The following is a 23,011-nucleotide window of genomic DNA, read 5'->3' as shown; positions in this document are numbered from 1 at the left end:
TAATCTGTGCATCCTGTGCTTCGGAACGGGCTTGCAGGACAGTAAAGGTTTCGACGGCAGTTTCTGTCGTCAGTTCGGTATCGAAGTTTTGGTTTTCGCCGGTTTGTTCATTATTCATTGAGCACTCCACATGACTTTTTAAGCAAACAGTAACTTTCCGATATTAATAAACGGGTGGCAAGAATGTGCTGACAAATGTCAGTGCAGCCGCCAAAAGGCTATTTTTTGAACGCTCGCAGCAGGTTGCCGTAATAAAGCTCCTTGCCTGTGCTGGTTTGCATCCACAATTCGCGCCATTCGCAGTGCCTGGAGTGAAAGTGTTGCTGTGCCAACCGGGCGATGTCAGGCAAGCTAATGCTGGGGGAATAGGTGTTGAGAATCAGGAATCCACCAGGTGTCAGCAATTGATTGGCATTGCTCAGCAGGTTTGTCAGTTGGTTTTCCAGCTTCCATTGTTCGCCTTTGACGCCTAGCCCCCAGGCGGGGGGATCCATGATGATGCCGTGGTATTGTTTGCCACGTTTGCATTCACGCGCGGCGAAAGTCAGGGCGTCTTCGCGGATCCACTTGATGTCAGCCAGTCCGCTGAGTGCCATGTTGGTGTTTGCCCAGGTGATCAGTTGCTTGACGGAATCAACATGCAGGGTTTCCGCCCCGGTGTGGCGTGCCATGCAGGATGCTGCCCCGGTGTAGGCAAACAGGTTGAGGAAGCGCCCCTCGGCAGGCAGGTGTTCCGCAATGAAATCCCAGTTGCAGCGCTGTTCCGGGAACAGGCCAAGGTGCTTGAAACGGGTCAGTTCGAGCTGGAAGCGCAAGTTCTGGTAACGGATTTGCCAGCTAGCGGGCGCATCAGCTTGCAGGGCTTGCCATTGCCCGGATTGCTTGCCGGTTTCGTGAAATTCCCAGTGGGCTTGCCGTTGCCATTCGGCATGGGTCTGAGCGGGTTTGAAGTAAGCCTGCACTTCAGGGCGGATGGTGATTATCGAACCCCAGCGTTCCAGCTTCTTGCCGTTACCTGCGTCAATCAGCTCGTAATCTTCCCAGCTCTGGGTATGGATGCGCGGGTTCATGGCTTGCGTTGATCCCCGAACAGGCGCTCATAATCCCAGTCACGCATGGCAACCAGCACGGTGGAGCCTTTGCGTTCCCCGATCGGCAGGCTGGCGTCATCCTTGCTGAGGGTGTCGAAATCCTTGGCAAGCTGCGCCATTTTGCGCTGGAACAGGGCATTGCTGGCATCGCTCAACATGCCGTTCAACACGAGCAGTTTCTCGCTATCCTTGCTAAAGCTGGTGCGGAAATACTCGCTTTCAATCTTGGCGCGGAACAGTTGCATGATCGGCCCGTCATCCCGCCATTTGAAATTGGGCGCGACCAGCAGCTTGATGCGGTTGCCGGGTTGCAATTCGATGATACGCAAGCGGTCAAGGTGGGCAAGGTAACGGATGACTTGGGTTTCACTGAAGTTGTAACGGCTGACAATATCCTGCAATGACCAGCGGTTAAGCACACACACTGTCACCATCATCAGGAACAGGTCATCGGCAATTTCCTTTTCCTGCGCGTGGCTGAGTTCACTGATCGGTTTGCGGTGTTCGGCCTGCATTTCGTGGACGAGATCGGTGATTTCCATGTCCAGCAGGGTACATATTTCATCCAGGCGTTGCAGCGACAGGTTTTGTTCGGAAAATAGGCGTTTGACACTGGCTTCTGATAATTGCAGGCAGGCAGCCACATCTGCGTAAGTCTTGTTGTGGCGCTTGAGCAGTTTTTTCAGGGTGATAATGAGTTCGGTCGTTTGCGGCATGGGCTTATTGTAAACTGTCCCTTTTCGGATTATCCATACCCATGCAAGCCTTAATCCTTGGTGGTGCACGTTCAGGCAAGAGCCGCTATGCCGAAACCCTGGCGCTGCAATCCGGGCGGGAGGTGGTTTACCTTGCCACAGCCCAGGCTCATGATGCGGAAATGCAAGCCCGCATCCAGCATCACCGAATGATGCGCCCTGTCCACTGGCAAACGCTGGAGGAGCCGCTGGCATTGGCGGCAGCCCTGCAACAGCACGCCCGCCCGCAGCGAGTATTGCTGGTGGATTGTCTGACCCTGTGGCTCACCAATCTGCTATGCCTGGATGATGAAACCCGCTTGCACACCGAAACGACCGGGTTACTTGCCTGTTTGCCGAGCTTGCCGGGAGACGTACTGCTGGTCAGCAATGAGGTTGGCTTGGGGGTTGTACCGTTGGGCGAATTGACACGCCGTTACGTCGATCATGCAGGGTGGTTGCACCAGCAACTGGCGGCATCTGTGGATAATGTGGTTTTCATGGTGGCAGGTTTGCCCTACCCACTGAAAGGAACAGTTACATGGAATGGTTAAACACACCCTGTCAGTTACCCGATGCCCGTGTGCTTGAGGTTGCCTTGGAACGCCAGTCGCGACTTACCAAGCCACCGGGCGCGTTAGGTGCACTGGAAGCCGTTGCGGTAATGCTCGCCGGATTGCAAGGGCGCGAACAGCCGTGTGTGGACAAGGTTTGCATCAGCATTTTTGCCGCCGATCACGGGGTGGCGGAAGAGGGTGTTTCTGCTTTTCCGCAAGCCGTTACCGCACAAATGGTGCAAAACTTTCTGGCAGGTGGCGCGGCAATTAGCGTGTTGGCAGGGGAATTAGGCGCAACACTGGAGGTAGTGGATGTCGGCGTGAAAACCCCGCTTTTCCACCCGCAACTGGTCAGCCAACGCGCAGGCGACGGCACGGCAAACAGTGCGCTGGAAGCCGCGATGAGCCAAGCGCAATTACACCTTGCCCTGCAAGCCGGGGCGGATGCGCTGGAACGTGCCCATGCTGCGGGTGCTGACCTTTTCATCGGTGGTGAGATGGGCATTGCTAACACTACCGCAGCTACCGCCCTTTATTGTGCCTTGCTGGATGCGCCTATTCGTGAGGCAACGGGTGCAGGAACGGGTCTGGATGCGGCGGGCATGGCGCACAAAGTCACGGTCATTCGCCGCATCTTGAATAAGCACCGCCAGCATTTCCATGACCCGATGGAAACATTGCGTTGCATCGGCGGGTTTGAAATCGCCGCACTGACCGGGGCGTATTTGCGAGCAGCGCAATTGGGTGTGCCGGTCCTAGTGGATGGTTTTATCGGTACGGCAGCAGCATTGGTCGCGTTGCGTTATCAGCCTGCGGTCGGGGAATGGTTGCTGTTGTCGCACCAGTCGGCAGAGCAAGGGTATAAGTTTGCGCTGGCGGCATTTACACATCCGCCGCTGCTGGATTTGGGAATGCGGCTGGGCGAGGGCAGCGGGGCGGCAGTGGCTGTACCGTTATTGCGCTTGGCTTGTGCTTTGCATAACAACATGGCGACGTTTGCCGAAGCTGCTGTCGCCGCAAAATTGTAACTTGGAGGAAAGATTGGCTCATGGATGACGCTGTAACACCCAACCCCACCACCATCGACCTGTTGCGCCATGGGCAGGTTGTTACTCCCCACCTGTTTTGCGCACCCAGCCATGAACCACTCGGCAACGAAGGCTGGAAACAACTGACACGCGCCACCCAACACGGGCAGTGGGATGTGGTAGTGACTTCCCCCAGTCGCCGTTGCCACGATTTTGCCCGGATGCTGGCGAAGCGTTTGGGCTGTCCGTTTTGGGTAGATGTTCGTTTCGGGGAAATGGATTTCGGTGATTGGGTCGGTAAAACATCCACCGAATTGTGGGAAGAGTCCCCCGATTTGATGCAGCAATTGTGGCAACAGCCACGTCGTTTCATTGCCCCACACGGGGAGGCGATGGAAACTTTTATTGCGCGGGTACATGAAGCATGGGCGGAACTGACCACGCAATACGCGGGGCAGCGGGTGTTGCTGTTGACCCACGCAGGAGTGATACGGGTGGTGCTGGCGAAGGCGTTGGATATTCTTTACCAGAAAAGCCTGGCATTTGAGGTGGGTTATGCACAGATCACGCGGATACGGGTGTACCCGGACGGGGTGAGTTCGGTGGTAGGGCATGGGTTGGTTCAGGGATGAAAAAACGGCTACTACCTTTCCTGCTCGCCTTGTCTTTTCTTAGCCGTATCCCCGTGGCTGATCTGGGCAAGCTGGAAGCCTCCGATTTTGCTCGCGCTGCCTTGTTTTACCCGCTGGTGGGGCTGTTGATTGGTGCGTTGCTCTGCATTCCCCTTCTGTTATTGCCCCATTCACCGGCAATACTGTTAGCCGCAATTCTTACCGTGCTATGGGCTGCTATCACCGGTGGGCTGCATCTGGACGGGTTAGCGGATAGTGCCGATGCTTGGCTTGGCGGTTTCGGCGATGTGGAAAAGACCCACAGTATTCTCAAAGACCCGCTGGTCGGTGCTGCGGGCGTGATCGCGTTGGTCGGGCTTCTGTTGCTGAAATTTGCCGCGCTGGTGGTGTTGCTGGAAAGAGGCGCGTGGTTGGCGGTATTGTTTGCCCCGGCATTAGGGCGGGCGTTGGTGCTGCTGCTGTTCCTGACCACGCCTTACGTGCGGGCGGGCGGCTTGGCAAGTGCAGTGACGGAACATTTGCCGCGTGAAACAGCATGGTGGGTCACGCTGGCAACGCTGGTGGTGGCAATGCTGGTTTCCATGCAGGGACTTTTCGCCGCGCTCATCGGCTTTTGGCTGTTGCGGCGGATGATGTTGCAACGCTTGCAAGGTTGCACTGGGGATACGGCGGGTGCGGCAGTGGAAAGCGGGGAAATGCTGTGGTTGCTTGGGTTTGCGTTGGCAGTCTGAACAACTGCCAACACAAGCCACACGGCTTAGTGCGCGGTTTTGGCTGGTGTCACTTGCGTAACGGCAATGTGTATCAGGGCTGCGATGCCAACATACAGCATGGTCGTCTGTAAGTAACCGGGCAGGTATTTCAGGACAGATACGCTGTAGGCTGCTGCATCCATTTGTTCAAAATAACCTGCAAACAGATAAAAGCCGAGGTTGGAAATGGCAAAGCAGGCTGCTGTTCCTACACCAACGGCGAGTGCCAGCGTTGCCAGACCCTGCCAGTCAGGACGGTAATGCTGTGCGAACCAGCGTCCTGCACCCCACAGTGCGGCATACGCCGGGAAAGTGAAACCGTAAGCAGGTGTGTAGCAATAGCTGGAAACAATGCCTGTACTGGTGACAGCGGCATCCACTGCGAAACCTGCCAACCAGAATAGCGGCATTGCCCACAGTGGGCGCACATAAAAGCCCAGCAGGAAAAAGACCGCCCATGACGCATCTTGCAGATGGTCAATCATTGGGCTGCGGGTCAGCAGCATGACCAGCAACAAGATGCTACCGACCAGCCATTGGTGTTTCGTTGAAAGTGTGAACATTGTTGTCTCCTAAAGCCCCTCTCCCCTTGAGGGAGAGGGGTTGGGGTGAGGGGTAATTACTTCGGTGCGTATTTGACTGTCACCAAACCGTTGATACCGTCCTGATTATACCCGTAGTTGGTTTGATAGTCCTTGTCTAGCACGTTGCGGATTTTTGCCCCGACTGCCCAGTCTTTCGACAATTGGTAATCAGCACGGAGGTCAACAGTGGCGTAGCCGGGTAGTTTGGTTGTTGCGGCATTGGTGGCATCGGAATAACGCTTGCCCTCACCTTGTACGGTTGCCCCAACATTGAATTTACCCAGCTTGCGGTCAATGTCCACGCTCGCCAGATGGTGTGGGCGGTTGATCAGGCGTTTACCGGCATTTTCCCCGCTGATGTTGTTGGCTTGTTGCAATGTGGCATTGCCACTGATGTCAAAACCGTGTATTTGGGTGCTGATGCTGGCTTCCACGCCTTTGATGTCAACTTTGCCCACATTGGTGGGCGTCCATTGCCCCCAAGTATTGGCGGGATCAACAGGTTGCCATGTGATGAGGTTGTCGACTCGGTTGTGGAATGCATTGGCTTCCCATGTGCCATGTTGCCATTTGCCTTGCACGCCAATTTCACGGTTACGGCTGGATTCGGCTTTCAAGTCGGGGTTGCCAATGCCGAAGGGGGTATCTGGGTAGTACAGGTCATTCATGGAGGGCGCTTTAAATGCTGTACCGTAACTGGCTTTCAAGCGCAGGTTATCGGACAGGTCATGTCCCACAGCAATAGTCCCGCTGTTATGCTTGCCAAATTGCTGGCTGGCATCGCGGCGCATGGATAGTTCCATGTCAGTTTTGCCGAAATCCTGCTGGTAATTGGCAAAGATGCCGCTATTCTTGTTGGTTTTTTTGCTGTATTGCTGGTCGCCAGGACTCCAGACATCAAGATCAGAGGCTTGGATCTTGTCTTTCTGCTGGTCTATACCAAGCGTCAAGTTACCCAAGTGCAGAATTTGGCTGTCCACTTGCAGGCTGCCCATCGTGCGTCTGGTTTTGTAACCGTTGCTGAATGTGCCGTTGTCGTAATTGTCCTGGGTATCGTCCAGTTGACCTAATTGCGCAGTTACAGTGGTTGTTGCGTTGATAGGGGCAGTGAGTTTGCTTGCAAGGGTTTGCTGTTCCGCCGTTTCTGTCGGGTTGCTGGTTGTGGGCGTGAAAGCATTGTCATAGGCGCTGTCACCTGCGGTTTGGGTCAGGCTGGTTTCCACTTGGACATGGTTGGCGAAACGGTGTCCAACCCGGAATGTACCATGATTGCGCTCATAACCGTCGCGCTCAAGGGTTGTGTCTTCGCGGTGGGCATTGATACCCCCTGCCTGTTCTGCACCAATGCCCATGTTGTACCAGGTGTTGGCATCACCCCCGGCAAAATTGAGATTGACGCTGTTGGTGTCGTTGGTGCCTGCTTGTAATACCAATTCAGGCTGGAAGCCCGCTTTGCTTTTGCGGGTAAACAGTTGGATCACACCGCCGATGGCTTCCGAACCGTAGAGGCTGGAGCGTGAGCCACGTACCACTTCAATACGCTCTATTTGTGCCACTGGAATGTGTTGAAAAGACACAGTACCTAATGTCGCTGACCCCAGTTTTACCCCATCAAGTAGCACTAGCACGTGGCGGGATTCTGTGCCACGTAAGCGTATTGATGTGCTTTTTCCGATGCCGCCATCGTTACTGATGCTCAAACCCGGTACACGACGTAGTACTTCCACCACATCCGTTGCCTGATACTTCTCAATATCCTTGCGGGTAATGATGGTAACTGGGGTGAGGGTTTCGTCCACTGTCCGCGCCTTGCGGTCAGCGGTGACAACGATTTCGTCGAGTTGGGTGGTGGTTTCTTCCGCCAACACAGTCGGGGAAACGGACAGGCAAATAAGGGCAGTGCCACACACAGCGGCAAAAGGGAATGCTTTCATAAGATTAGGGTTTCCAAAACGGTGCGCCCATCGCGCACTTTTACGGGTAACGGTTGTGTTTTCCTTGAGGTGAGGGGTAAACACACCGTGCATCGTCAGGCTGGTATCGGGCTTGCGTAAACGCTTACCGTTGCGAGGGCAGCACGGGTTTTGCACCCGTTTCCCATTGACCTTGTTCCCATCTTGCGATGAACAAGCACCTGAACAGCGCGGCAAGGTACGGGATTAGGCGGGCAGAGTCAAATAATGTACCTGGGTTTCCACCGTGCCATCTGGGTAAAGGACAATGTCCCGCCAGGCCGGGCGTATATGGTCAAGCATATAGGTAGGCGTATGCAGTTTGAGTTGTACGCAGGTGGCAGGTGTACCGTACACGGGCACGACCTGTCCGCCAACGCAGGCGCTGCCGATAAATTCCTGATGCAGATGCCCGCAGAATACCGCCTTTACCTGCGGGAAATCGGCAACCACATCCCAGAAGGCTTCAGCTTCCTGCAAGCGCATCGAATCCATCCACGGGCTGTTGACCAGCACCGGATGGTGGTGGAGGAAAATGAGTGCATGTTTTTCAGGGTATACGCCCAGTTGCTGGCGCAAATCAGCCAGTTGCTGACCGGAAAGGTGGCCTTCCTCCCTGTCGGTCTCGCTGCTGTCGAGCAGGATGATTTGCCAGCCTTCCAGTTGTATAGGTTCACAGTAACGGATATTGCCGTTGAGGTTGGCCTGCATCAGCTCGGGAACGTCATGATTGCCGGGGATGACATGCACGGGTAGTGGGAATGTGTTCAGTATCTGGTTGCAACGCTGGTAGGATGCTGCCGTTTCTTCCTGCACCAGATCGCCACTGACGATCACGGCGGCATGTTCTGGTTGCTGGTTGGTACGCAATGCTGCCAGTACGGACTGCAAGGTTTGATTGGGATAAACGGTCTGGTCTTTGAGCCATTCGAGCGGGCGATCATCCACGGAGTAACAGTGTGAATCCGTAATCTGGAAAAGCCGGAGGGCGGATTTTTTCATTATGTTAAGCTCCATGCATGGCGAATACCGAAGGGAGCTATGGTACTGCAAATGCGTTTAATTGACACACATTGCCATTTTGACGAGCCGGATTTTGCTACCGACCGGGCAAAAATTTTGCAGCAAATGCAGTTGCTTGGCGTAACCGATCTGGTTTTACCGGCAATTACTGCGGCAAGCTGGGCGCGTTTGCGGGCAGTCTGTGCGGAGTTCGCCGGTTTTCATGCCAGTTACGGCTTGCATCCGGTTTATCTGGTAGAGCATCGCCCGGAACATTTGCTCGCTTTGCGTGACTGGCTAGAACAGGAAAGGCCAGTAGCCGTCGGCGAATGCGGGTTGGATTTTTTCCTGACGGAACTGGATGTGCAACAGCAGGAAACCCTGTTTGCGGCACATCTGCAACTGGCACGGGAATTTGATCTGCCCTTGATTATCCATGCCCGCCGTTCGGTCGATCACATCATCAAGCATCTACGCCGTTTTCCCGGTAGTCGTGGTGTTATTCACAGTTTTGCCGGTAGCCAGCAACAAGCTGATACCCTAGTCCGGCTGGGATTTTGTCTGGGCGTGGGGGGAACGTGCACGTATCCGCGTGCCAGCCGCTTACGCACGATCCTGTCCCGTGTGCCGCTGGAGTCGTTGCTACTGGAAACGGATGCGCCTGATCAGCCTGATAGCGAATGGCGCGGCAAACGTAATGACCCCACCCGCTTGCCCATCATTGCCGCTACCCTTGCGGACTTGCGTGGTGATACCATCGCGCACATCGCAGATGTCACAACCCAAAATGCATTACGGCTGTTCCGCTTATGAAATACTTTTTTCCTGTCCTGATGGCGCTGGTTATTCTGACCGGTCTTGGTCTGGCATTGACCCCCTACGTTGCCGACTATTTCTTTCCTTCACAAACCAACGGTTTACGGGCAGCGAAACCGGATGATGTCAGGGCGGCACTGGCTGATTGGTTTGGTACGCCGCTAGAGGCATTTGCCGATGTGCAGGGTGTCCAGCAAATGTCTGCCGGGGGAAGTGTGGCCTGGTTTGCGTTTGCGGTAGATCGTCAGGCAGTGGAGCAGTTTATCCGCAGTAACCGTCTGGAACAGCGTGAACTGAGCGAGGAAACCATGCGGCAGGTTTTCATGGCAGATAATCCACCTGCTGCATGGTGGCAGCCCCGCGCATTAACCCGCCAAACCTGTTTTATAGGTACGGGTGAGGGGCAAACAGTGGGGCTGGTGTATAACGCCGACCTGCGGCGTGGTTTCCTGATCGTCAAACGCCGCCAGAAAACGCATAGCTTCTGAAGCTCAGGTTTGAGGCTGGCTATACTTTTCCTGAAACAGGGTACGGGCTGTTTGCGCCCATTCTTCCAGTGGCAAATTGATGTCATTACCAATTACGCGCTGGATGACACGGGCATCGTCATGGGTAAACTCGGCAATCTGGCGATACGTGATAATGCCGAGTGCCTGTAATTTGCTGGCCAGTTTCTGGTTGATACCCTGAATCAGGGTCAGGTCGTCACTTTGTCCATTGGCACGTTGTTCAAGGGTTGGCAGGATGGCTGGGCGGGATACCGCAACAGGTTCCGACTTGTTGGCAAGCTCCTGTTTGTGTGCTGCCAGTTCCTGTTGCTGGTTTTGCAGTTGCTGGCGCAGGATGCCAAGGGTTTTTTCCTGCTGGTGCAGCCTTTCGAGCAGGGTTTCATATTGCTTGCGGGTGGATTCTAGGGTTTTGCGGGTTTCCAGAAACTGCCCGTAGTCAGCATCGGAAGGTTGCGTATTCAGCTTGTGCAATGCCTGCTCCAGTTGGCGAAGTTGCAGACGTAGTGCGGCATTTTCCTTGATGATGTCTTCGTAATTGCGCCGCAAGCCGGTCAGCTCGTGCTTGCAATCTGTCGTTCGCCCGCTGTAGATGAATTTACATGCCCACCAGCCAACGCCAAGACCAACGGTTACTGCCGTTATCAGGAACGCAGAAATCTGGAGGGCAAGGTATTCCATGAATTATTCCTCTAATACGGTAATTTCAATTCGCCGGTTCTGTTGGCGACCTTCGTCGGTGCTATTGTCAGCGACAGGGCGGACGGAGCCGTAACCCTGGGCTTTGACCTGTTCAGGGTGGATGCCCTTGGATAGCAGATAAGTGCGGATTGCCTCTGCTCGTGCCTGGGTTACTGCCATTTTGCCTAGTGCAGTGCCGCTGTCATCCGTGTGGGCAGATACTTCAATTTTCATTTGCGGGCTTTTCTGAAGTTCAGTACTGATGTTTTCTAGAATACTCATGCTGTCGGCTTCCAGCTCTGCCCGCGCATAGTCAAACTGGATGGCGCTCAGGTCGATTTGCTCTACCGGATGTTTCTTGGATGGAATGTACAGACCGGCCGCAGGAGGCGGTGTTTGAGGGATACTGGCTGCATCTATGGCTGCGGTTTGCGCAATTTCGACACGGTTTTCAACGTTCCGCACCCCGTATACTTGCCGGATAGTGTTTTCCAGTTGGGTGGCAACGTTTTCATCAACCACAGCGCCGCTCAGGATGCCGTCACGCCCTTGGAAGCGGATACCATCCGCAGGTAAACCTGCTTCGCTCAGGGCTTGCCGGGTGCGCTGCAACAGGTCGGTTTCGATGTCTGACTGTTTGAAAAGGATGGCAAATACGCTCAGCGTTGCTGCAATCAGCAACACCAGAAACACAACCAGCGGGAATAACGGTTTTTCGTACAAAATGGTGGGGGTAGCCATCGGAAACTCCATCAACAAATCCAGAAACCATAGAATATAGTCTAATGGCTCAGGAAACAGGCTAATGGATTTGGTTAGACTCAGCCATTGCCAAGCGGATGGAATGGGTTGATCGTGGGATTAGCAGGATAACCTGCTAATTTTTAATGATAAACGGCATGGGGCTGCCTTCGGGTTGCTACCGCAGATATTGGCGAATCAACTAATAAAGGAAAGGATTTCGCGAGCTTCCTGTTTCTGGCGGGTTCCACCTTCGCCCAACACATCCTTGAGAATGTCTGCTGCCGCTTCTGGGTTGCGCAAATCAAGGTAGGCTCGGGCAATATCCAGCTTGAGGTCAACATCCGGTACATCCGGCTCGATTTTTTCCGGTTCCGGGATTTGCTCATGTGCCGGTTTGCTACGGGATATGGGCGTTGTAACTGTTTCAACAGCAGGAACGAGCGGCTGGATGTCAGTTGCCGGTTTGGGAGCTGCCGGGATGGTCGTGATGCTGGGTTCATTTTGGTTGCGTCGCAACAGCCACAGCAGCGGCAGCATCAACAGTGCCATGATACCCAGCAAAATCCACGGCAGACGGTTGGAACCGGCTGCATTGCTTTCTGCAACGGCAGTGGCGGCTCGTGCCTGTTGCAGGTCATTGCTGAGCGCTTCGTTTTTGCTTTTCAGCTCATCCAATTGGGCTTTGAATTCGTCTGCCAGCCCCTGACTGTCAGCCAGATCCATCTTGGCTGTTTCCAGTTGTGTCTGTATTTCGGTGTTTTCACCTTGCAGGTCGACTATCTGTTTTTGTAGTGCAGCAATATCAGCAGTTGCCGGGCTGGCTGCTGGTTCGCCTGTTGCCGCCGATACAGGTTCCGTGGTGGTTTTGTCAGAGGGGGCTTTATCAGGTGCTGTTTTACCGGTAGATGCTGCTTCAAGTTCCTTGATGCGGGTTTCCAGTTTGTTGATTTCGGCATCTTTGGTTTTTTTGGCGGTCTCGTAGTCTGCGATCAGCCCTTGTAATTCGGCATTTTCGTCCTCCAGCAGTTTGAGGGTTTCCGCCATTTCTGCCCGTTCGGTTTCGAGGGCTTTCAGCCTTGCCTGAATTGCCGGGTCAGTAGCACTTGTATTGGGCGGTGGTGGAGGTTGCAGGCCAGGAATGGAATCAGCCTTCGGCAGGTTCAGTGTCTTGCCGATACGCATCCGGTTCAGGTTGCTGTCGATGAACGCATCCGGGCTGGCCTTGATAACGGCTTGCATGATGGCTGCCCGGTTGGTGGTGTAACCGGGGTATTCCTTGCTGATGATTGCACCCAGCGTGTCACCGGGTTTGACTTCCCATGTCTTGTCTTCTGCCAGCACGGAACCAGCTAGGCAGAACCACAATGCCAATGCGGAGACCGAGGTCGCCAGCAAACGGGGTGTAGGGTGCATTTTGTTCATGTTAGTCAACCAGTGTATCCATCAGGTCAATCATAAATTCGGTATCTTCCTGACCCTGTAATTCCCATCCCTGTAGCCCCAGACTTACCAGTACCGAGTTGCTTTTGGTATCAGCGGTCATGGCGGGGAGTAATTGCCGCAAATCATCGTGTCGTGCCTGCAAGCGTGGGCCAGCCAGCAATACATGGCGGATGACGTGTATTTCACTGCGTACCAGTGGTCGCAATTGCTCCCTAATCATTCTGGAAAGACCCTGAAAGGCATCCCGCAGGAAAAACCCTACATCAGCCTTACCTTGTAGCAGTTGTTTGGCAACCAGCACATAGGTGTCAACCGTTTGGGTTTCGACATTCCGGGCTGACAGGTTGGCGGGTTCCAGCATGATCATGGAAATCAGATTGACATCCGGGTCGTCCGTGGTGGCAATCCGCGTGCCGGGTTGCAACTGTTCCACTTCATGGATGCTGGAGTCAGCGGAGACCGCAATAATGGCTTCGTCTGATATGTTTATCGGGGTGGCGATGGCAACAAAGCCTCGCTCACGTACCAGCATGGCAGCGTCAAAGGGGTTGGCATAGATCAGGTCAATGTTGTCCGCACGGATGGCATCGCGCTGGCTGGCAAAATCCTGATACAGTTCCAGATGGATGTGTTCACCCAACTGGCGTTGCAACCAGGTATTGAAGATGTACCAGCCTGCAATTTTGGTAGGCGGAAAATCAGGGCTAACAGTCATCACATAACGCATGGCCTATCTCACCTCCTGTTTCATGAGTGCAGCTTCTTCCTGCTTCATACGGGCGTACAGTTCAATACAGGCATCTACCTGCTTGCGTGAAGGCTTGCGCCGCACCGAGGTGCAACTGACGGGTTGTCCGTCACGGACATTGAGGATGATGGTGGCGTAAACCCAGTAATAACGCCCATCTTTGCGTAGGTTTTTGACATAGCCATGCCATTTTTGACCGCTTGCGGCGGTGTCCCATGCATCCTTGAATGCCGCTTTGGGCATGTCAGGGTGGCGGAGAATATAGTGCGGTTGACCGATCAGTTCTTCTTCCGTATAGCCTGACATATCCACAAATGCCTGATTGCAATGGGTTATGACACCTTGCAGGTCAGTTCTGGATACAATCAGCTTTCCTTCAGGAAAGGGCACTTCTTCGTCTTTGACAAGAACATGCCGTGAAGTACCATCGTAGTAATGCAGCAGGTGCGTGGTGTACGGCTCCTGCACATTTTCAGGTTTCATGTCGTCCATCGCAAATCTCTCTTGATCCTGCATCAGACACTCGCGTGTGCAGAACCGGCTGTTCTTATTTGGGCTACGTCACGTGACTGTCCGGCGTTGATCCGTCCTCAGATAATTTTGCCGATACTTTCAGCAGCACGTTTAACATCAAGGAAAATCAATCCCAGGCGGGCATTGGGTTTCGCCAGTACCGTGACGACTGCTTCATGACCGGCATGAGTCATCAGGATGTAACCGCGAGCTCCCTTGATCAAAACCTGTTCCAGAGCGCCACGTGCCAATTCTTCCGCTGTACGGTCGCCGAGTGACAACATCGCCGCACTCATCGCACCCACGCGGTCTTCATCCATGCCGGAAGGCAGCAGGGATGCCATCATCAGGCCATCAGTGGACAGGACGGCAGAGGCTTCTATGTCTGCGGAAGAGCCATTCAGGTCACTCAAAATGGAATTAAGCATTTCAGAACGCATGTATTATTCTCCTTGGTTGTAATGGATTTACATCAAACAGGTATTTCAGTATTGCCGTAACGCATTTCCAGTGCCCACACCAGACGCTTGAAGTCCGGCTGGTTGAACTGGGGAACGCCTCCGATGATCAGGGTGAAGCGATTCTGACCGATGTACAGGGGCCAGAAACCCACTTCACTGTTGCCGCTGGCATCCACTAGCCCCCAGGCACGTTGCCGGTAGCCGAGGTTGCCTTGCAACAATTCCTTGTGCCGTGCATAAACAGCCGTGAGGTTGGCACTCAATGCAGCCAGTTCTTCAGCAGCTTCGTGCGTATATCCAGCACTGCCGAGATAAAGCCCACGGCTTTCTGCCAGAATGGCTTTGCCTTCATCAGACATGCTGCGCAACAGTTGTGGCAGCAGCCTTTCCAGTGTTTCCTGCGGCGCTCTTTCGCTGCGTTCCAGCCCGGCAATCAGGCCAGCTTCCTGCATCCAGTGGACAAATTCAAGGGCACGTTTCTTTTTGTAGCCACTTAACTCACAGGCTACGTCCACGTTGAAGAGCGGAGTTTCCGCTTCCTGTAACAGCCTGTGCAGGAATTCCCGCCCCGGTTCGGCGGCTTTGTCCTGTACGGCGTAATAAGTGCCGCCAGGCGTGATACCGAGGTAGAGGTTTTCAGTGAGTATATACTCGCTCATTAGTGTGTCACTCCTGGATCCAGTGAGAACAGCAATGCCTGAACTAACATGGTGACATCCTTGTGACTGCGGGCATCAATCTCGAATACCGGGGATTGCAGGGATAACCCTTCCAGCCACTGCCGGTATTCAGCCAATCCTGGCTTGCGTTGCATGTCCATACGGGTAACGCCAACAACCAGTTGTTTCTTTTCAATGAAATCGCGGAATGCGTTGGTGTAGAAACGCAAATCCTGTTGGGGATCCTTGCGGGTATTGTCCAACAGCAGGATGAGGCCGATCCCGCCTTTGGTCAAAATATCCCACATGAAATCGAAACGCTCCTGTCCTGGCGTGCCGTACAGGTGTACCCGCTCATTTTCACTTAACCGGATCAGGCCATAATCCATTGCCACTGTTGTCTGTGGCTTGCGGCTTTTGGTCATGTCCGATGCGTATTCATCGGTGGTAATGGGCTTGATGTCACTGATGGCTGCAATCGCGGTTGTTTTGCCCGCGCCAACAGGTCCGGTGAAAATGATTTTACGGTTGATGATGCTCATAAATTACTTGCGGCCTCCTCCCAGCAAGCGCTTCAGCAGGCGTGAGAACAGGCCACGGCTTTCTTCCTTGGGCTTTTCTTTTTCACGACTTTTGAGTTTGGTCTGATCCATTTCAAACAGGTTAAGTGTGCTGGCTGCGGTATAAAATGCGAAAACGTAACGTTGTGGTATATCCAGTGCCTGAGCAATCTCAAACGCATTCCCCGGACGCTGGTTCCACAGTGCTGCAATACGCATGATGTGTGGAAACTGTTCAAGGCGTGTCATGTTAGGCCAGTGTTTCAGGGAGACTTGCTGGTTGATGTCAATGCTGCGGCTCATGCGTCCCCTTGAGGTCAGCAGGCTAATCACCCAAACAAACGCCTCCATGTCCTGTAAACCCGACTGGTTTTCCTCGGCTTGGGTTTGCAACTGGTTTAGTTCGGCACTGCTAGGTATATGTAGAGTAACCTGCCCGGTTTGCACAGGATTATTGCATAACATGCTGAATTCATCTGACCGGGTGTCCAGTGTGCAATATGCCTGACACCTGCTAGGCATGAGCAGGGCAAAATGCCCGTTGGGCAGATTGATTTGCACGGCCTCATCGGCTTGCCGGGTCAGACGCAAGGCATCCAGAATATTGGTCAGCAGATAGTTTTCCGGCGTAAACAGCATCACTTCCAGATGCCATGCTGATGGGTTGTGGACATCCTCATGCTCGCCACACAATTCACGCCAGCGACGTTCAGCCACTTCAGGAGGAATGGAAGGCTCGACCGGGCGGGCAATTTCTTCCATGCTGATGTCATTTTCTGCCGGGTCAAATACTGTTTCCACGACGGGGACGGAAGGCGTTGCGGGCGTGGTGTCTTCTTCCTCGTCTTCCGTCAGGTTGAGAACCAGTGAGCGCAGTTTTTTTGATGGCGTGGAACTAACCCCAAACGGCTGTGGTGAAAGGCTGCCGAACAGGCTTTGTGCGGATGGCAGCGGTTCTGTTTCTTTGGTGCTGGCGAGGGCATCGACCTGACGGGAAACGGAGGGTTGGGCAACCAGCATGTTGGATGCCTGATTGGCGGCTTCAGTCAGGGCTTTGGATGTCAGTGGCTTGGGAATCCAGATGCCGTTGGGTATATCGACGGAGTGGACAGACAGAACAATGCCTGGCTTGCCGGAGTGGGCACGTTTCTCCCATTCATCGCGTGCACCGGGATGGTCATAGTCAACGATCAGTACATCTGCTTCAGATTCGGTAACAACCTTGAACAGATTGCGGCCTGCTCCTGCAAAAAAGAATTCCAGAATAGCCCTGTTATGCGGGCTGATGCTCAACAGTGCTACTTTGAGTGGCCCGGTTTTGGTATGTTTCAGCATAATCCTGCCTGCTTATCGTTGTTTTACCAATGTTCGGATTCCTGCTGTTTTTCTCTCCACAAAGCGGAAACTTCATGCCCTGCCTCCTCCAGATGTTTCACCATTGCATTTAGCTTTTCCCTGTCGCGTGTATACTGGTAAATGTTCACAAGTTCCTGCTCCATGTTTTCATTTGTGTTGCCAGCCAGCATTTCTGCTTCCAGCAATTCCCTCGCTGTATCAATCTGTCCATACTCAAGACAGGCAAATACCTCCTCCATGACATCGGTATATTGCGATGTTTCCTGGCTGCGCTCAATGTGCAACAATCTGGCTGTCACGTGATCCTGACCGGTGGTCAGTAGTGAGCCTTTGCGCCACTGTGAGCCTGCCGCCGGAGTCGTATCCTGCTTCATCCATTCGGTAAAGAATGTCTTGTCTTCAGGTGACAAGTCTTCTCCAACCAATTCTAGCAGGCGCTGCCGCAACAATTGACCGGCATTGTCCAATGCGAGAAAGGCGTCCTGAAGGCTACCGGGCAACCTGTCAAGCAGTGATTCGTGCTGTGCCAACAGTATCCGCTGGGTGTGGGCTCGTAAATCCTGGGGATGCCGACGGATGTGGTGCGACAAAAACCGCCACGCATCAACCGGCTGATAATCTTTCTGGATACGCAAACGACGCTCACCTGCCAAGCTAAAGGCTAATGGTAATTCAGGTGGGACTTGAGTGCTTTCCCCTCGCAGCAACTTTCCAAGCATAGTATGTGACCGCTAAAAATACGTACTCTTTATAGTTGATTTCTGAGCATATATCAGAAGTTTTTTTGATCATAGACTATAAAGTTGTGCAGACTGCCTTTTTCAGATGAAAGGTGACACACTCTACCTGTATGATACTGCTAGAATATTCATGCGAAGGAAGCGCAGGGAGTAGCTTGATGATATATTTGATGATACAAATTGGATTTCTTCTTGTATTGGCAGCAGCCCTTGGGGTTGCTGTAGGCTGGTGGGTTCGGGGTAAAACCCCAGACCGGGAACGATCCCCCTTCAATGAACTGCCGGATAACCCGTTCGATGCCCGTTTCCGTCTGGAACAGTGCCACCGTGACAATGCCACTCTCCGCCGCGAGTTGAAAGACATGGAGGAACGAGCCGAAAAACTTCAGTCACGCTACGATAGCACCGATCATATTGATGACGGGATACTGGAGCGTCTGGAAACGGCAGAAATTCGGGCGCAGGCATTGCTGGAAGATTTGCAGGTACGTGACGATACCATCCAGGTACTTGAGCGTGAACTGGAATCTTTGCGTGCCAAATCCTGATGTCTTGTCCGTGAAGTGCTGCTACTATCTTGTGACCACCTTTCAGGATCAAACATAAGGCAGTATTCATGAGTACCAGGAAAACATCTTCCCTGCTGGAGCAAGACATTGACATCGTTGGTGATGTTTCATTTAACGGTGATTTGTATGTGCAAGGGCGTATCAATGGTAATATAGTCGCGCCGACTGATTCCGATGCTGCGCTCTATTTGCAGGAAGGTAGTGAGATCACCGGTGAAATCAGGGCGCCTGTCGTGGTTGTCGCAGGCAGGATTGCAGGCGACGTGTTTGCGTCCCGGCGGATTTCCCTGAAGTCTACGGCCGAGATTGTTGGTAATGTCCATTATAGCGAAGTCCTGATGGAGCAAGGGGCTAGTGTCAACGGCGTGTTGACCTGCCTGCGGAGCAGGGATGTCTGACCTTGCTCTATATTAAGGTTTTCTAAAAAACTTATACAAAAATCAGGAAAGAGTGCTAGCATTATCAACGTGGGGTTCCCTGACAGGGATAGGCAGGTGACTCCCGAAAATAGTGATGGCGGGTTATGCCGTTGTCATGACAGACGGGGCTTCAGACCACGTCCCGCTGGTTTTTAGATTCATACAATATTTTTTTGTGGAGATTTTTGAAATGACTCAATATCGTGTGCTGATCGCTGCCCTGCTGGCTGCATTCGCTCTGACTGCTTGTGGTGAAAAAGCTGCTGAAGCTCCTAAGAAAGACGCTGCTGCTCCAGCACAACAAGGCATGAGCGGTATGTCTGGTATGGGCGGTATGTCTGGCATGGCCGGTCAAGCTGCACCTGCTGCTGCTCCAGCCGCACCTGCTGCTCCAGCCGCGCCTGCTGCTGCACCTGCTGCTCCAAAGTGATCTTCCAGCCGTTTGGCTGACTGATTGCACGACAGGGCGGAGATTTCCGCCCTGTTTTGTTTGAAGGGTATCCTGTCTCTGGCATAATTCCGCCATGTTCATTATGGCAAGCCGTTTACCCAATGAGTTACTACCAACATCACGTCTTTTTCTGTACTAACCAGCGTGCCAACGGGGAAGCCTGTTGTGCCAGTTTTGATGCGCAGGCCATGCGCGATTATGCCAAGCAGCGTACCAAGGAGCTGGGCTTGCACAAGGATGGCAAATCCCGTATCAATTCCGCCGGTTGCCTGAACCGTTGTGCTGAAGGCCCGGTAGTAGTCGTTTACCCGGAGGCTATCTGGTATACGTGGGTGGACAAGGAAGACATCGACGAAATCATTGAAAGCCATTTGCAAAATGGCAAGCCGGTTGAACGCCTGATGCTTGACCCGGTGTGATGGAAAAGCTGCGGTATTACGCCCTGTTGGTGCGACTGGATCGGCCCATCGGCATTTATCTGTTATTGTGGCCGACCTTGTGGGCGCTGTGGATTGCGGCGCAAGGTGTACCGGACACTACCATTCTACTGGTGTTTGTCGCCGGAGTGGTGTTGATGCGCTCTGCTGGATGCGCCATCAATGACTACGCAGACCGTGATTTTGACCCGCATGTTGCCCGTACCAAAACCCGCCCGCTGGCTGCCGGGCTGATCACCGCCAAAGAGGCGCTGGGTGTGTTTCTGGTGCTGTCACTGGTTGCTTTTCTGCTAGCTCTGTTGCTGAATGGTCTGACTATCGCATTGTCATTGGTGGCTGTTTTGCTGGCTGCAACTTACCCGTTCATGAAACGTTTTCACCATTTGCCCCAGGTGCATTTGGGGGCTGCGTTTGCTTGGGCAATTCCGATGGCGTTTACTGCAATCAGCGGGGAAATGCCGCCCTTACTGGCATGGTTGCTATTTGTGGCGGCGCTGTTGTGGACGACGGCTTATGACACCATGTATGCCATGTGTGACCGGGAGGATGATCTGAAGATCGGGGTGAAATCATCCGCCATCCTGTTTGGTCAACATGACCGCTGGGTAATCGGTGTCTTGCAGGTATTCACCTTGTTGCTACTCGGGCTAGTGGGCTATCTGGCGGGGCGTGGGCTGTGGTTCTGGGCAGGATTGTTGTTGGCAGCCGGGTTTGCCATTTACCAACAGTGGCTGATACGCAACCGGGAACCCTTGCCCAGCTTGCAGGCGTTCCTGAATAACCACTGGTTGGGAATGGCGGTTTTCATCGGTTTGGCAACAGATTATGCGTTAACATGAATATTCCGTTACAATCCGGGCTTTTACGACAATTTTTGAGCTTGCTTTATGTCCAGACAATCCAGTTTTAACCGTGAAGAACTCCTGCAATGTGGTCATGGCGAAATGTTCGGCCCTGGCAATGCCCAGTTGCCTACGCCCAACATGCTGATGATGGATCGTATCCTGCATATCAGCGATGAGGGTGGTAAATACGGCAAAGGGCAGATTCTGGCGGAACTGGATGTGACGCCTGACTTGTGGTTTTTCGATTGCCACTTTCCCGGCGACCCGGTGATGCCTGGTTGTTTGGGGCTGGATGCCATGTGGCAAATGGTTGGTTTCTATCTGGCTTGGTTGGGTAGCCCCGGTCATGGGCGTGCACTTGGCGTTGGTGAAGTCAAATTCTTCGGTCAGGTGCTGCCGAAGGCCAAGAAAGTGACTTACAAGATTGATCTGAGTCGGGTCATCACCCGCAAACTGGTGATGGGTATTGCGGATGGCAGTCTTGAAGTGGACGGGCGTGAAATTTATACGGCCAAGGATCTGCGCGTCGGTCTGTTTACCTCCACCGATAATTTCTAAGCCATCTACACTCCTGATATGAACTTCCTGCCTGTGGTTTGTCCAACCGGGCAGGAAGAAACTTTGTCCTGATCAGGAGAATTATCATGAAAAAACAACTCGCCGCCTTGCTGTTGGGCATGTTTGCCCTGAATGCCGCCCATGCCGAGGAGAGCAAGCCTGTGTATGACCGTGTAGCCTTTTCCGTCAATGCAGCCAAAGAAGTGCCCAATGATGTGCTGAGTGCAGTGTTGTATGCCGAGCAGCAAGGGCAGGATACGGTAGCAATGGCTGATGCAGTCAATCAGGCTATTACCTGGGCGATGGCTATTGCCAAACAGGAAAGTGCCGTGGAAAGCCGTACCCTTAATTACACCACCAATCCGGTGTATGCCGATGGGCGTATCAGTGGTTGGCAGGTACGCCAGAGCATCCAGCTCAAAAGCAAGGACAGCAAGGTATTGAGTGGCTTACTGGGCAAGTTGCAGGAAAAATTGCGAATCGAAGGTATCAACTACAGTGTTTCCCCGGAAATGCAGGCTGAAACCGAAAAAGCCCTGATCGACCAGGCATTGAAAAACTTCAAGGATCGTGCCGAACAGCTCAAGACGGGGATGGGGCGGGCAGAATACCGGGTCGTGCGGCTGGATGTGCAATCGGTAGGCAATGATTTCCCGCAGCCCATGTACCGCATGGCAGCTATGGAGGCTGCTGGTGCGCCTGCTCCACCGTCACTGGAAGGTGGCAAGCAAAACCTGCAAGTGAATGTGCAGGCTGAGATTGAACTTTCAATCAATTAACTGTAAGATGCTGCGCTTTTCGCACATACGAATACATTTTGAGGATTTCAACATGAAGCCCGGCATTCACCCTAATTACAGAGAAGTCGTCTTTCAAGACATGACTAGCGGCTTCGCGTTCCTGACCCGCTCCACAACAGCGACCAAAGACAGCATTGCCTGGGAAGATGGCAAGGAATACCCACTGATCAAGGTGGAAATTTCCAGCCAGTCCCACCCGTTCTATACCGGCAAGCAGGCTATTTCCACTACGGCTGGTCGTGTTGAAAAATTCAAGAACCGTTACGCTCGCGGCAAGTAATTGCTGGCAGATTGCAACGGATTCATGCAATTATTGGAAGGCGCTCTCGATGGGCGCCTTTTTTGTTTGCAGGATGGAGAGTAGACGTGCGCGTTACAGGCATTTTTACAAGTATTCTCTTGTCAGCATCAGTCTTGCTGGCGGGATGTTCCGCTAACCCCGTGTCCGGTGAAAAGCAGTTTGCCTTGATGTCGGAGCAGGATGAAGTCATTGCCGGGCAGCAGGCTCATCAGGAAATTCTGGCGAAAAGTCCTCCTTACCGTGATGCAGCCATACAGGCTTATGTCAGCCGCATCGGGCAGACGATGGCAGCACAAAGCCATCGTAATAACCTGCGTTATCATTTCACGGTGCAGGATGACCCCGCAGTTAATGCTTTCGCCCTGCCGGGTGGCTATATCTACATCACTACCGGGCTGATGGCTTACCTGAATTCGGAAGCGGAACTTGCGGGTGTGCTGGCGCATGAAATTGGTCACGTGGCAGCTAGGCACAATGTCAGTCAGGCATCATGGGGTGCGGTCGGGTCAGTCCTGACTAGTGTACTGGCAGAAAAGCTGGGCAATGAAGAACTGATCAATGCCCTAGGCGAGATTGGGCTGCGCAAATACGGGCGTGACCAAGAATTGCAGGCTGATGGTTTGGCGGCAGAATACCTGGCCCGTGCCGGTTATGACCCTTCCTACATGGTCAATGTGATTGCGACCCTGCAAGCCTATGATCAGTTTACTGGCGGCGGTTCAGAGCCTTACCGTGATTTGTTGTCCACTCACCCGAGCAATGACCAGCGTTTGCAGCAGTTGATTGGTCAGGCAAGGCAATACGGTGGCGGGCGGCGTGATCCGGGGCATGAGTCTTACTTACGCCAGCTTGATGGCTTGCGTTTGCCCTTGGGTAATGGGCAGGTCGCGCTGGTGCGTTTGCTGAATACCCGTCCTGGCGATAATTTCAATACACTGGCACTGACCAGCCGATTGCGCAACAATGCAGCCATGCACTTGCGCGTCCTGAATGGCATGTTCCCAGATGGAGAGCCGCGTCCAGGCCAGTTAGTGAAGACCATACAATAACAACCCAACGCACAACAGTTAGA

At 53.3% G+C, this 23,011-nt stretch carries 30 protein-coding genes and 1 riboswitch; of the genes, 15 read left to right on the top strand and 15 right to left on the bottom strand.

Annotated elements, in window-relative coordinates; translation table 11 throughout:
* Positions 1-218: 218 nt before the first annotated feature.
* Together B2U47_RS07800 and B2U47_RS07795 are read right to left on the bottom strand one after the other, a co-directional pair.
* Positions 219-1,070, bottom strand: a complete 852-nt coding sequence (locus B2U47_RS07800) for a class I SAM-dependent methyltransferase (RefSeq protein WP_296676120.1) — start codon at positions 1,068-1,070, stop codon at positions 219-221.
* Entirely contained in the window at positions 1,067-1,807 is a 741-nt protein-coding gene (locus B2U47_RS07795) for a helix-turn-helix domain-containing protein (RefSeq protein ID WP_296676118.1), read from the bottom strand. The genes B2U47_RS07800 and B2U47_RS07795 overlap by 4 nt, the downstream gene beginning before the upstream one ends.
* A 41-nt stretch (positions 1,808-1,848) precedes the next feature.
* Between B2U47_RS07795 and cobU the strand changes: the two genes are divergently transcribed.
* The 4 genes from cobU to B2U47_RS07775 are packed head-to-tail and all read left to right on the top strand — an operon-like array spanning position 1,849 to position 4,773.
* Complete coding sequence (cobU, locus tag B2U47_RS07790) at positions 1,849-2,379, top strand: bifunctional adenosylcobinamide kinase/adenosylcobinamide-phosphate guanylyltransferase (protein WP_296676117.1); 531 nt, start codon at positions 1,849-1,851, stop codon at positions 2,377-2,379.
* Entirely contained in the window at positions 2,367-3,410 is a 1,044-nt protein-coding gene (cobT, locus tag B2U47_RS07785) for a nicotinate-nucleotide--dimethylbenzimidazole phosphoribosyltransferase (RefSeq protein ID WP_296676113.1), read from the top strand. Before cobU ends, cobT begins: the two co-directional genes overlap by 13 nt.
* A gap of 20 nt (positions 3,411-3,430) precedes the next feature.
* Positions 3,431-4,042 carry a histidine phosphatase family protein gene (locus tag B2U47_RS07780; RefSeq protein WP_296676111.1) on the top strand — a complete coding sequence of 204 codons (612 nt, stop codon included), beginning with the start codon at positions 3,431-3,433 and terminating at the stop codon, positions 4,040-4,042.
* The gene (locus B2U47_RS07775; protein WP_296676109.1) at positions 4,039-4,773 is read left to right on the top strand and encodes an adenosylcobinamide-GDP ribazoletransferase; all 735 of its coding nucleotides are present in this window, start codon (positions 4,039-4,041) and stop codon (positions 4,771-4,773) included. Before B2U47_RS07780 ends, B2U47_RS07775 begins: the two co-directional genes overlap by 4 nt.
* A 26-nt stretch (positions 4,774-4,799) precedes the next feature.
* On the opposite strand, the gene B2U47_RS07770 is transcribed toward B2U47_RS07775, so the two are convergent.
* From B2U47_RS07770 to B2U47_RS07760, 3 genes are all read right to left on the bottom strand, one after another.
* A complete protein-coding gene (locus B2U47_RS07770; protein WP_296676106.1) occupies positions 4,800-5,357 on the bottom strand; it encodes a hypothetical protein in 558 nt (185 codons plus the stop codon).
* A 56-nt stretch (positions 5,358-5,413) separates the two neighbouring features.
* Positions 5,414-7,312 carry a TonB-dependent receptor domain-containing protein gene (locus B2U47_RS07765; RefSeq protein ID WP_296676103.1) on the bottom strand — a complete coding sequence of 633 codons (1,899 nt, stop codon included), beginning with the start codon at positions 7,310-7,312 and terminating at the stop codon, positions 5,414-5,416.
* An 81-nt stretch (positions 7,313-7,393) separates the two neighbouring features.
* A riboswitch (cobalamin riboswitch) is annotated at positions 7,394-7,532 on the bottom strand.
* A 5-nt stretch (positions 7,533-7,537) separates the two neighbouring features.
* On the bottom strand, positions 7,538-8,332 hold the full coding sequence (locus tag B2U47_RS07760; RefSeq protein ID WP_296676100.1) for a phosphodiesterase: 795 nt from the start codon (positions 8,330-8,332) through the stop codon (positions 7,538-7,540).
* A 51-nt stretch (positions 8,333-8,383) separates the two neighbouring features.
* Between B2U47_RS07760 and B2U47_RS07755 the strand changes: the two genes are divergently transcribed.
* Positions 8,384-9,145, top strand: coding sequence for a TatD family hydrolase (locus B2U47_RS07755; RefSeq protein ID WP_296676097.1), 762 nt, complete (start codon positions 8,384-8,386; stop codon positions 9,143-9,145).
* Positions 9,142-9,636, top strand: coding sequence for a hypothetical protein (locus tag B2U47_RS07750; RefSeq protein WP_296676094.1), 495 nt, complete (start codon positions 9,142-9,144; stop codon positions 9,634-9,636). Before B2U47_RS07755 ends, B2U47_RS07750 begins: the two co-directional genes overlap by 4 nt.
* 3 nt (positions 9,637-9,639) lie before the next feature.
* On the opposite strand, the gene B2U47_RS07745 is transcribed toward B2U47_RS07750, so the two are convergent.
* The 10 genes from B2U47_RS07745 to B2U47_RS07700 form a co-directional block, all read right to left on the bottom strand.
* Complete coding sequence (locus B2U47_RS07745; RefSeq protein ID WP_296676092.1) at positions 9,640-10,335, bottom strand: hypothetical protein; 696 nt, start codon at positions 10,333-10,335, stop codon at positions 9,640-9,642.
* A 3-nt stretch (positions 10,336-10,338) separates the two neighbouring features.
* On the bottom strand, positions 10,339-11,076 hold the full coding sequence (locus B2U47_RS07740; RefSeq protein ID WP_296676089.1) for an OmpA family protein: 738 nt from the start codon (positions 11,074-11,076) through the stop codon (positions 10,339-10,341).
* A gap of 198 nt (positions 11,077-11,274) precedes the next feature.
* Positions 11,275-12,501 carry a FimV/HubP family polar landmark protein gene (locus tag B2U47_RS07735; RefSeq protein ID WP_296676087.1) on the bottom strand — a complete coding sequence of 409 codons (1,227 nt, stop codon included), beginning with the start codon at positions 12,499-12,501 and terminating at the stop codon, positions 11,275-11,277.
* A gap of 1 nt (position 12,502) precedes the next feature.
* Positions 12,503-13,249: a phosphate/phosphite/phosphonate ABC transporter substrate-binding protein gene (locus tag B2U47_RS07730; RefSeq protein WP_296676084.1), complete on the bottom strand. Its 747-nt coding sequence runs from the start codon at positions 13,247-13,249 to the stop codon at positions 12,503-12,505.
* A 3-nt stretch (positions 13,250-13,252) separates the two neighbouring features.
* Entirely contained in the window at positions 13,253-13,762 is a 510-nt protein-coding gene (locus B2U47_RS07725; RefSeq protein ID WP_296676081.1) for a PAS domain-containing protein, read from the bottom strand.
* Between the two features lie 98 nt (positions 13,763-13,860).
* Complete coding sequence (locus B2U47_RS07720) at positions 13,861-14,223, bottom strand: roadblock/LC7 domain-containing protein (protein ID WP_296676077.1); 363 nt, start codon at positions 14,221-14,223, stop codon at positions 13,861-13,863.
* Positions 14,224-14,255: 32 nt separating this feature from the next.
* Positions 14,256-14,903, bottom strand: a complete 648-nt coding sequence (locus B2U47_RS07715) for a hypothetical protein (RefSeq protein ID WP_296676075.1) — start codon at positions 14,901-14,903, stop codon at positions 14,256-14,258.
* Positions 14,903-15,445: a GTP-binding protein gene (locus B2U47_RS07710; protein ID WP_296676072.1), complete on the bottom strand. Its 543-nt coding sequence runs from the start codon at positions 15,443-15,445 to the stop codon at positions 14,903-14,905. Before B2U47_RS07710 ends, B2U47_RS07715 begins: the two co-directional genes overlap by 1 nt.
* Positions 15,446-15,448: 3 nt before the next feature.
* Complete coding sequence (locus B2U47_RS07705; RefSeq protein ID WP_296676068.1) at positions 15,449-16,798, bottom strand: hypothetical protein; 1,350 nt, start codon at positions 16,796-16,798, stop codon at positions 15,449-15,451.
* A gap of 23 nt (positions 16,799-16,821) precedes the next feature.
* Positions 16,822-17,538: a hypothetical protein gene (locus tag B2U47_RS07700; RefSeq protein ID WP_296676064.1), complete on the bottom strand. Its 717-nt coding sequence runs from the start codon at positions 17,536-17,538 to the stop codon at positions 16,822-16,824.
* 191 nt (positions 17,539-17,729) lie between these two features.
* Here B2U47_RS07700 and B2U47_RS07695 point away from each other — a divergent pair, with 191 nt between their 5' ends.
* The 9 genes from B2U47_RS07695 (at position 17,730) to B2U47_RS07655 (ending at position 22,988) form a co-directional block, all read left to right on the top strand.
* Positions 17,730-18,107, top strand: coding sequence for a hypothetical protein (locus B2U47_RS07695; RefSeq protein WP_296676061.1), 378 nt, complete (start codon positions 17,730-17,732; stop codon positions 18,105-18,107).
* A gap of 68 nt (positions 18,108-18,175) precedes the next feature.
* Positions 18,176-18,526: a bactofilin family protein gene (locus B2U47_RS07690; RefSeq protein WP_296676059.1), complete on the top strand. Its 351-nt coding sequence runs from the start codon at positions 18,176-18,178 to the stop codon at positions 18,524-18,526.
* A 211-nt stretch (positions 18,527-18,737) separates the two neighbouring features.
* Positions 18,738-18,977, top strand: a complete 240-nt coding sequence (locus tag B2U47_RS07685; protein ID WP_296676057.1) for a hypothetical protein — start codon at positions 18,738-18,740, stop codon at positions 18,975-18,977.
* Positions 18,978-19,099: 122 nt separating this feature from the next.
* Positions 19,100-19,417 (top strand): (2Fe-2S) ferredoxin domain-containing protein, encoded by a 318-nt coding sequence (locus tag B2U47_RS07680; protein WP_296676054.1) that lies wholly within the window; start codon positions 19,100-19,102, stop codon positions 19,415-19,417.
* On the top strand, positions 19,417-20,274 hold the full coding sequence (gene ubiA, locus B2U47_RS07675) for a 4-hydroxybenzoate octaprenyltransferase (RefSeq protein ID WP_296676052.1): 858 nt from the start codon (positions 19,417-19,419) through the stop codon (positions 20,272-20,274). Before B2U47_RS07680 ends, ubiA begins: the two co-directional genes overlap by 1 nt.
* Positions 20,275-20,322: 48 nt before the next feature.
* Complete coding sequence (gene fabA / locus B2U47_RS07670) at positions 20,323-20,838, top strand: 3-hydroxyacyl-[acyl-carrier-protein] dehydratase FabA (RefSeq protein ID WP_296676049.1); 516 nt, start codon at positions 20,323-20,325, stop codon at positions 20,836-20,838.
* Between the two features lie 86 nt (positions 20,839-20,924).
* Entirely contained in the window at positions 20,925-21,617 is a 693-nt protein-coding gene (locus B2U47_RS07665; protein ID WP_296676045.1) for an SIMPL domain-containing protein, read from the top strand.
* A 52-nt stretch (positions 21,618-21,669) separates the two neighbouring features.
* Positions 21,670-21,918 (top strand): type B 50S ribosomal protein L31, encoded by a 249-nt coding sequence (locus B2U47_RS07660; RefSeq protein ID WP_296676042.1) that lies wholly within the window; start codon positions 21,670-21,672, stop codon positions 21,916-21,918.
* Positions 21,919-22,004: 86 nt separating this feature from the next.
* Positions 22,005-22,988 carry a M48 family metalloprotease gene (locus tag B2U47_RS07655; protein ID WP_296688307.1) on the top strand — a complete coding sequence of 328 codons (984 nt, stop codon included), beginning with the start codon at positions 22,005-22,007 and terminating at the stop codon, positions 22,986-22,988.
* Positions 22,989-23,011: the final 23 nt, after the last annotated feature.

Source organism: Thiothrix sp. UBA5583 (assembly GCA_002425225.1).
Lineage (GTDB): Bacteria > Pseudomonadota > Gammaproteobacteria > Thiotrichales > Thiotrichaceae > Thiothrix > Thiothrix moscowensis.
This window is presented reverse-complemented; position numbering and strand designations above follow the sequence as displayed.

Coding starts and splice junctions, on each gene's coding strand:
- B2U47_RS07660 (WP_296676042.1), top strand. CDS start 21,670: ATGAAGCCCGGCATTCACCCTAATTACAGAGAAGTCGTCTTTCAAGAC.
- B2U47_RS07725 (WP_296676081.1), bottom strand. CDS start 13,762: ATGGACGACATGAAACCTGAAAATGTGCAGGAGCCGTACACCACGCAC.
- B2U47_RS07780 (WP_296676111.1), top strand. CDS start 3,431: ATGGATGACGCTGTAACACCCAACCCCACCACCATCGACCTGTTGCGC.
- B2U47_RS07795 (WP_296676118.1), bottom strand. CDS start 1,807: ATGCCGCAAACGACCGAACTCATTATCACCCTGAAAAAACTGCTCAAG.
- B2U47_RS07690 (WP_296676059.1), top strand. CDS start 18,176: ATGAGTACCAGGAAAACATCTTCCCTGCTGGAGCAAGACATTGACATC.
- B2U47_RS07735 (WP_296676087.1), bottom strand. CDS start 12,501: ATGAACAAAATGCACCCTACACCCCGTTTGCTGGCGACCTCGGTCTCC.
- B2U47_RS07765 (WP_296676103.1), bottom strand. CDS start 7,312: ATGAAAGCATTCCCTTTTGCCGCTGTGTGTGGCACTGCCCTTATTTGC.
- B2U47_RS07730 (WP_296676084.1), bottom strand. CDS start 13,249: ATGCGTTATGTGATGACTGTTAGCCCTGATTTTCCGCCTACCAAAATT.
- B2U47_RS07710 (WP_296676072.1), bottom strand. CDS start 15,445: ATGAGCATCATCAACCGTAAAATCATTTTCACCGGACCTGTTGGCGCG.
- B2U47_RS07705 (WP_296676068.1), bottom strand. CDS start 16,798: ATGCTGAAACATACCAAAACCGGGCCACTCAAAGTAGCACTGTTGAGC.
- B2U47_RS07715 (WP_296676075.1), bottom strand. CDS start 14,903: ATGAGCGAGTATATACTCACTGAAAACCTCTACCTCGGTATCACGCCT.
- B2U47_RS07770 (WP_296676106.1), bottom strand. CDS start 5,357: ATGTTCACACTTTCAACGAAACACCAATGGCTGGTCGGTAGCATCTTG.
- B2U47_RS07745 (WP_296676092.1), bottom strand. CDS start 10,335: ATGGAATACCTTGCCCTCCAGATTTCTGCGTTCCTGATAACGGCAGTA.
- ubiA (WP_296676052.1), top strand. CDS start 19,417: ATGGAAAAGCTGCGGTATTACGCCCTGTTGGTGCGACTGGATCGGCCC.
- B2U47_RS07760 (WP_296676100.1), bottom strand. CDS start 8,332: ATGAAAAAATCCGCCCTCCGGCTTTTCCAGATTACGGATTCACACTGT.
- cobU (WP_296676117.1), top strand. CDS start 1,849: ATGCAAGCCTTAATCCTTGGTGGTGCACGTTCAGGCAAGAGCCGCTAT.
- B2U47_RS07680 (WP_296676054.1), top strand. CDS start 19,100: ATGAGTTACTACCAACATCACGTCTTTTTCTGTACTAACCAGCGTGCC.
- cobT (WP_296676113.1), top strand. CDS start 2,367: ATGGAATGGTTAAACACACCCTGTCAGTTACCCGATGCCCGTGTGCTT.
- B2U47_RS07695 (WP_296676061.1), top strand. CDS start 17,730: ATGATACAAATTGGATTTCTTCTTGTATTGGCAGCAGCCCTTGGGGTT.
- B2U47_RS07685 (WP_296676057.1), top strand. CDS start 18,738: ATGACTCAATATCGTGTGCTGATCGCTGCCCTGCTGGCTGCATTCGCT.
- B2U47_RS07740 (WP_296676089.1), bottom strand. CDS start 11,076: ATGGCTACCCCCACCATTTTGTACGAAAAACCGTTATTCCCGCTGGTT.
- B2U47_RS07775 (WP_296676109.1), top strand. CDS start 4,039: ATGAAAAAACGGCTACTACCTTTCCTGCTCGCCTTGTCTTTTCTTAGC.
- B2U47_RS07755 (WP_296676097.1), top strand. CDS start 8,384: ATGCGTTTAATTGACACACATTGCCATTTTGACGAGCCGGATTTTGCT.
- B2U47_RS07750 (WP_296676094.1), top strand. CDS start 9,142: ATGAAATACTTTTTTCCTGTCCTGATGGCGCTGGTTATTCTGACCGGT.
- B2U47_RS07800 (WP_296676120.1), bottom strand. CDS start 1,070: ATGAACCCGCGCATCCATACCCAGAGCTGGGAAGATTACGAGCTGATT.
- B2U47_RS07720 (WP_296676077.1), bottom strand. CDS start 14,223: ATGCGTTCTGAAATGCTTAATTCCATTTTGAGTGACCTGAATGGCTCT.
- B2U47_RS07665 (WP_296676045.1), top strand. CDS start 20,925: ATGAAAAAACAACTCGCCGCCTTGCTGTTGGGCATGTTTGCCCTGAAT.
- fabA (WP_296676049.1), top strand. CDS start 20,323: ATGTCCAGACAATCCAGTTTTAACCGTGAAGAACTCCTGCAATGTGGT.
- B2U47_RS07700 (WP_296676064.1), bottom strand. CDS start 17,538: ATGCTTGGAAAGTTGCTGCGAGGGGAAAGCACTCAAGTCCCACCTGAA.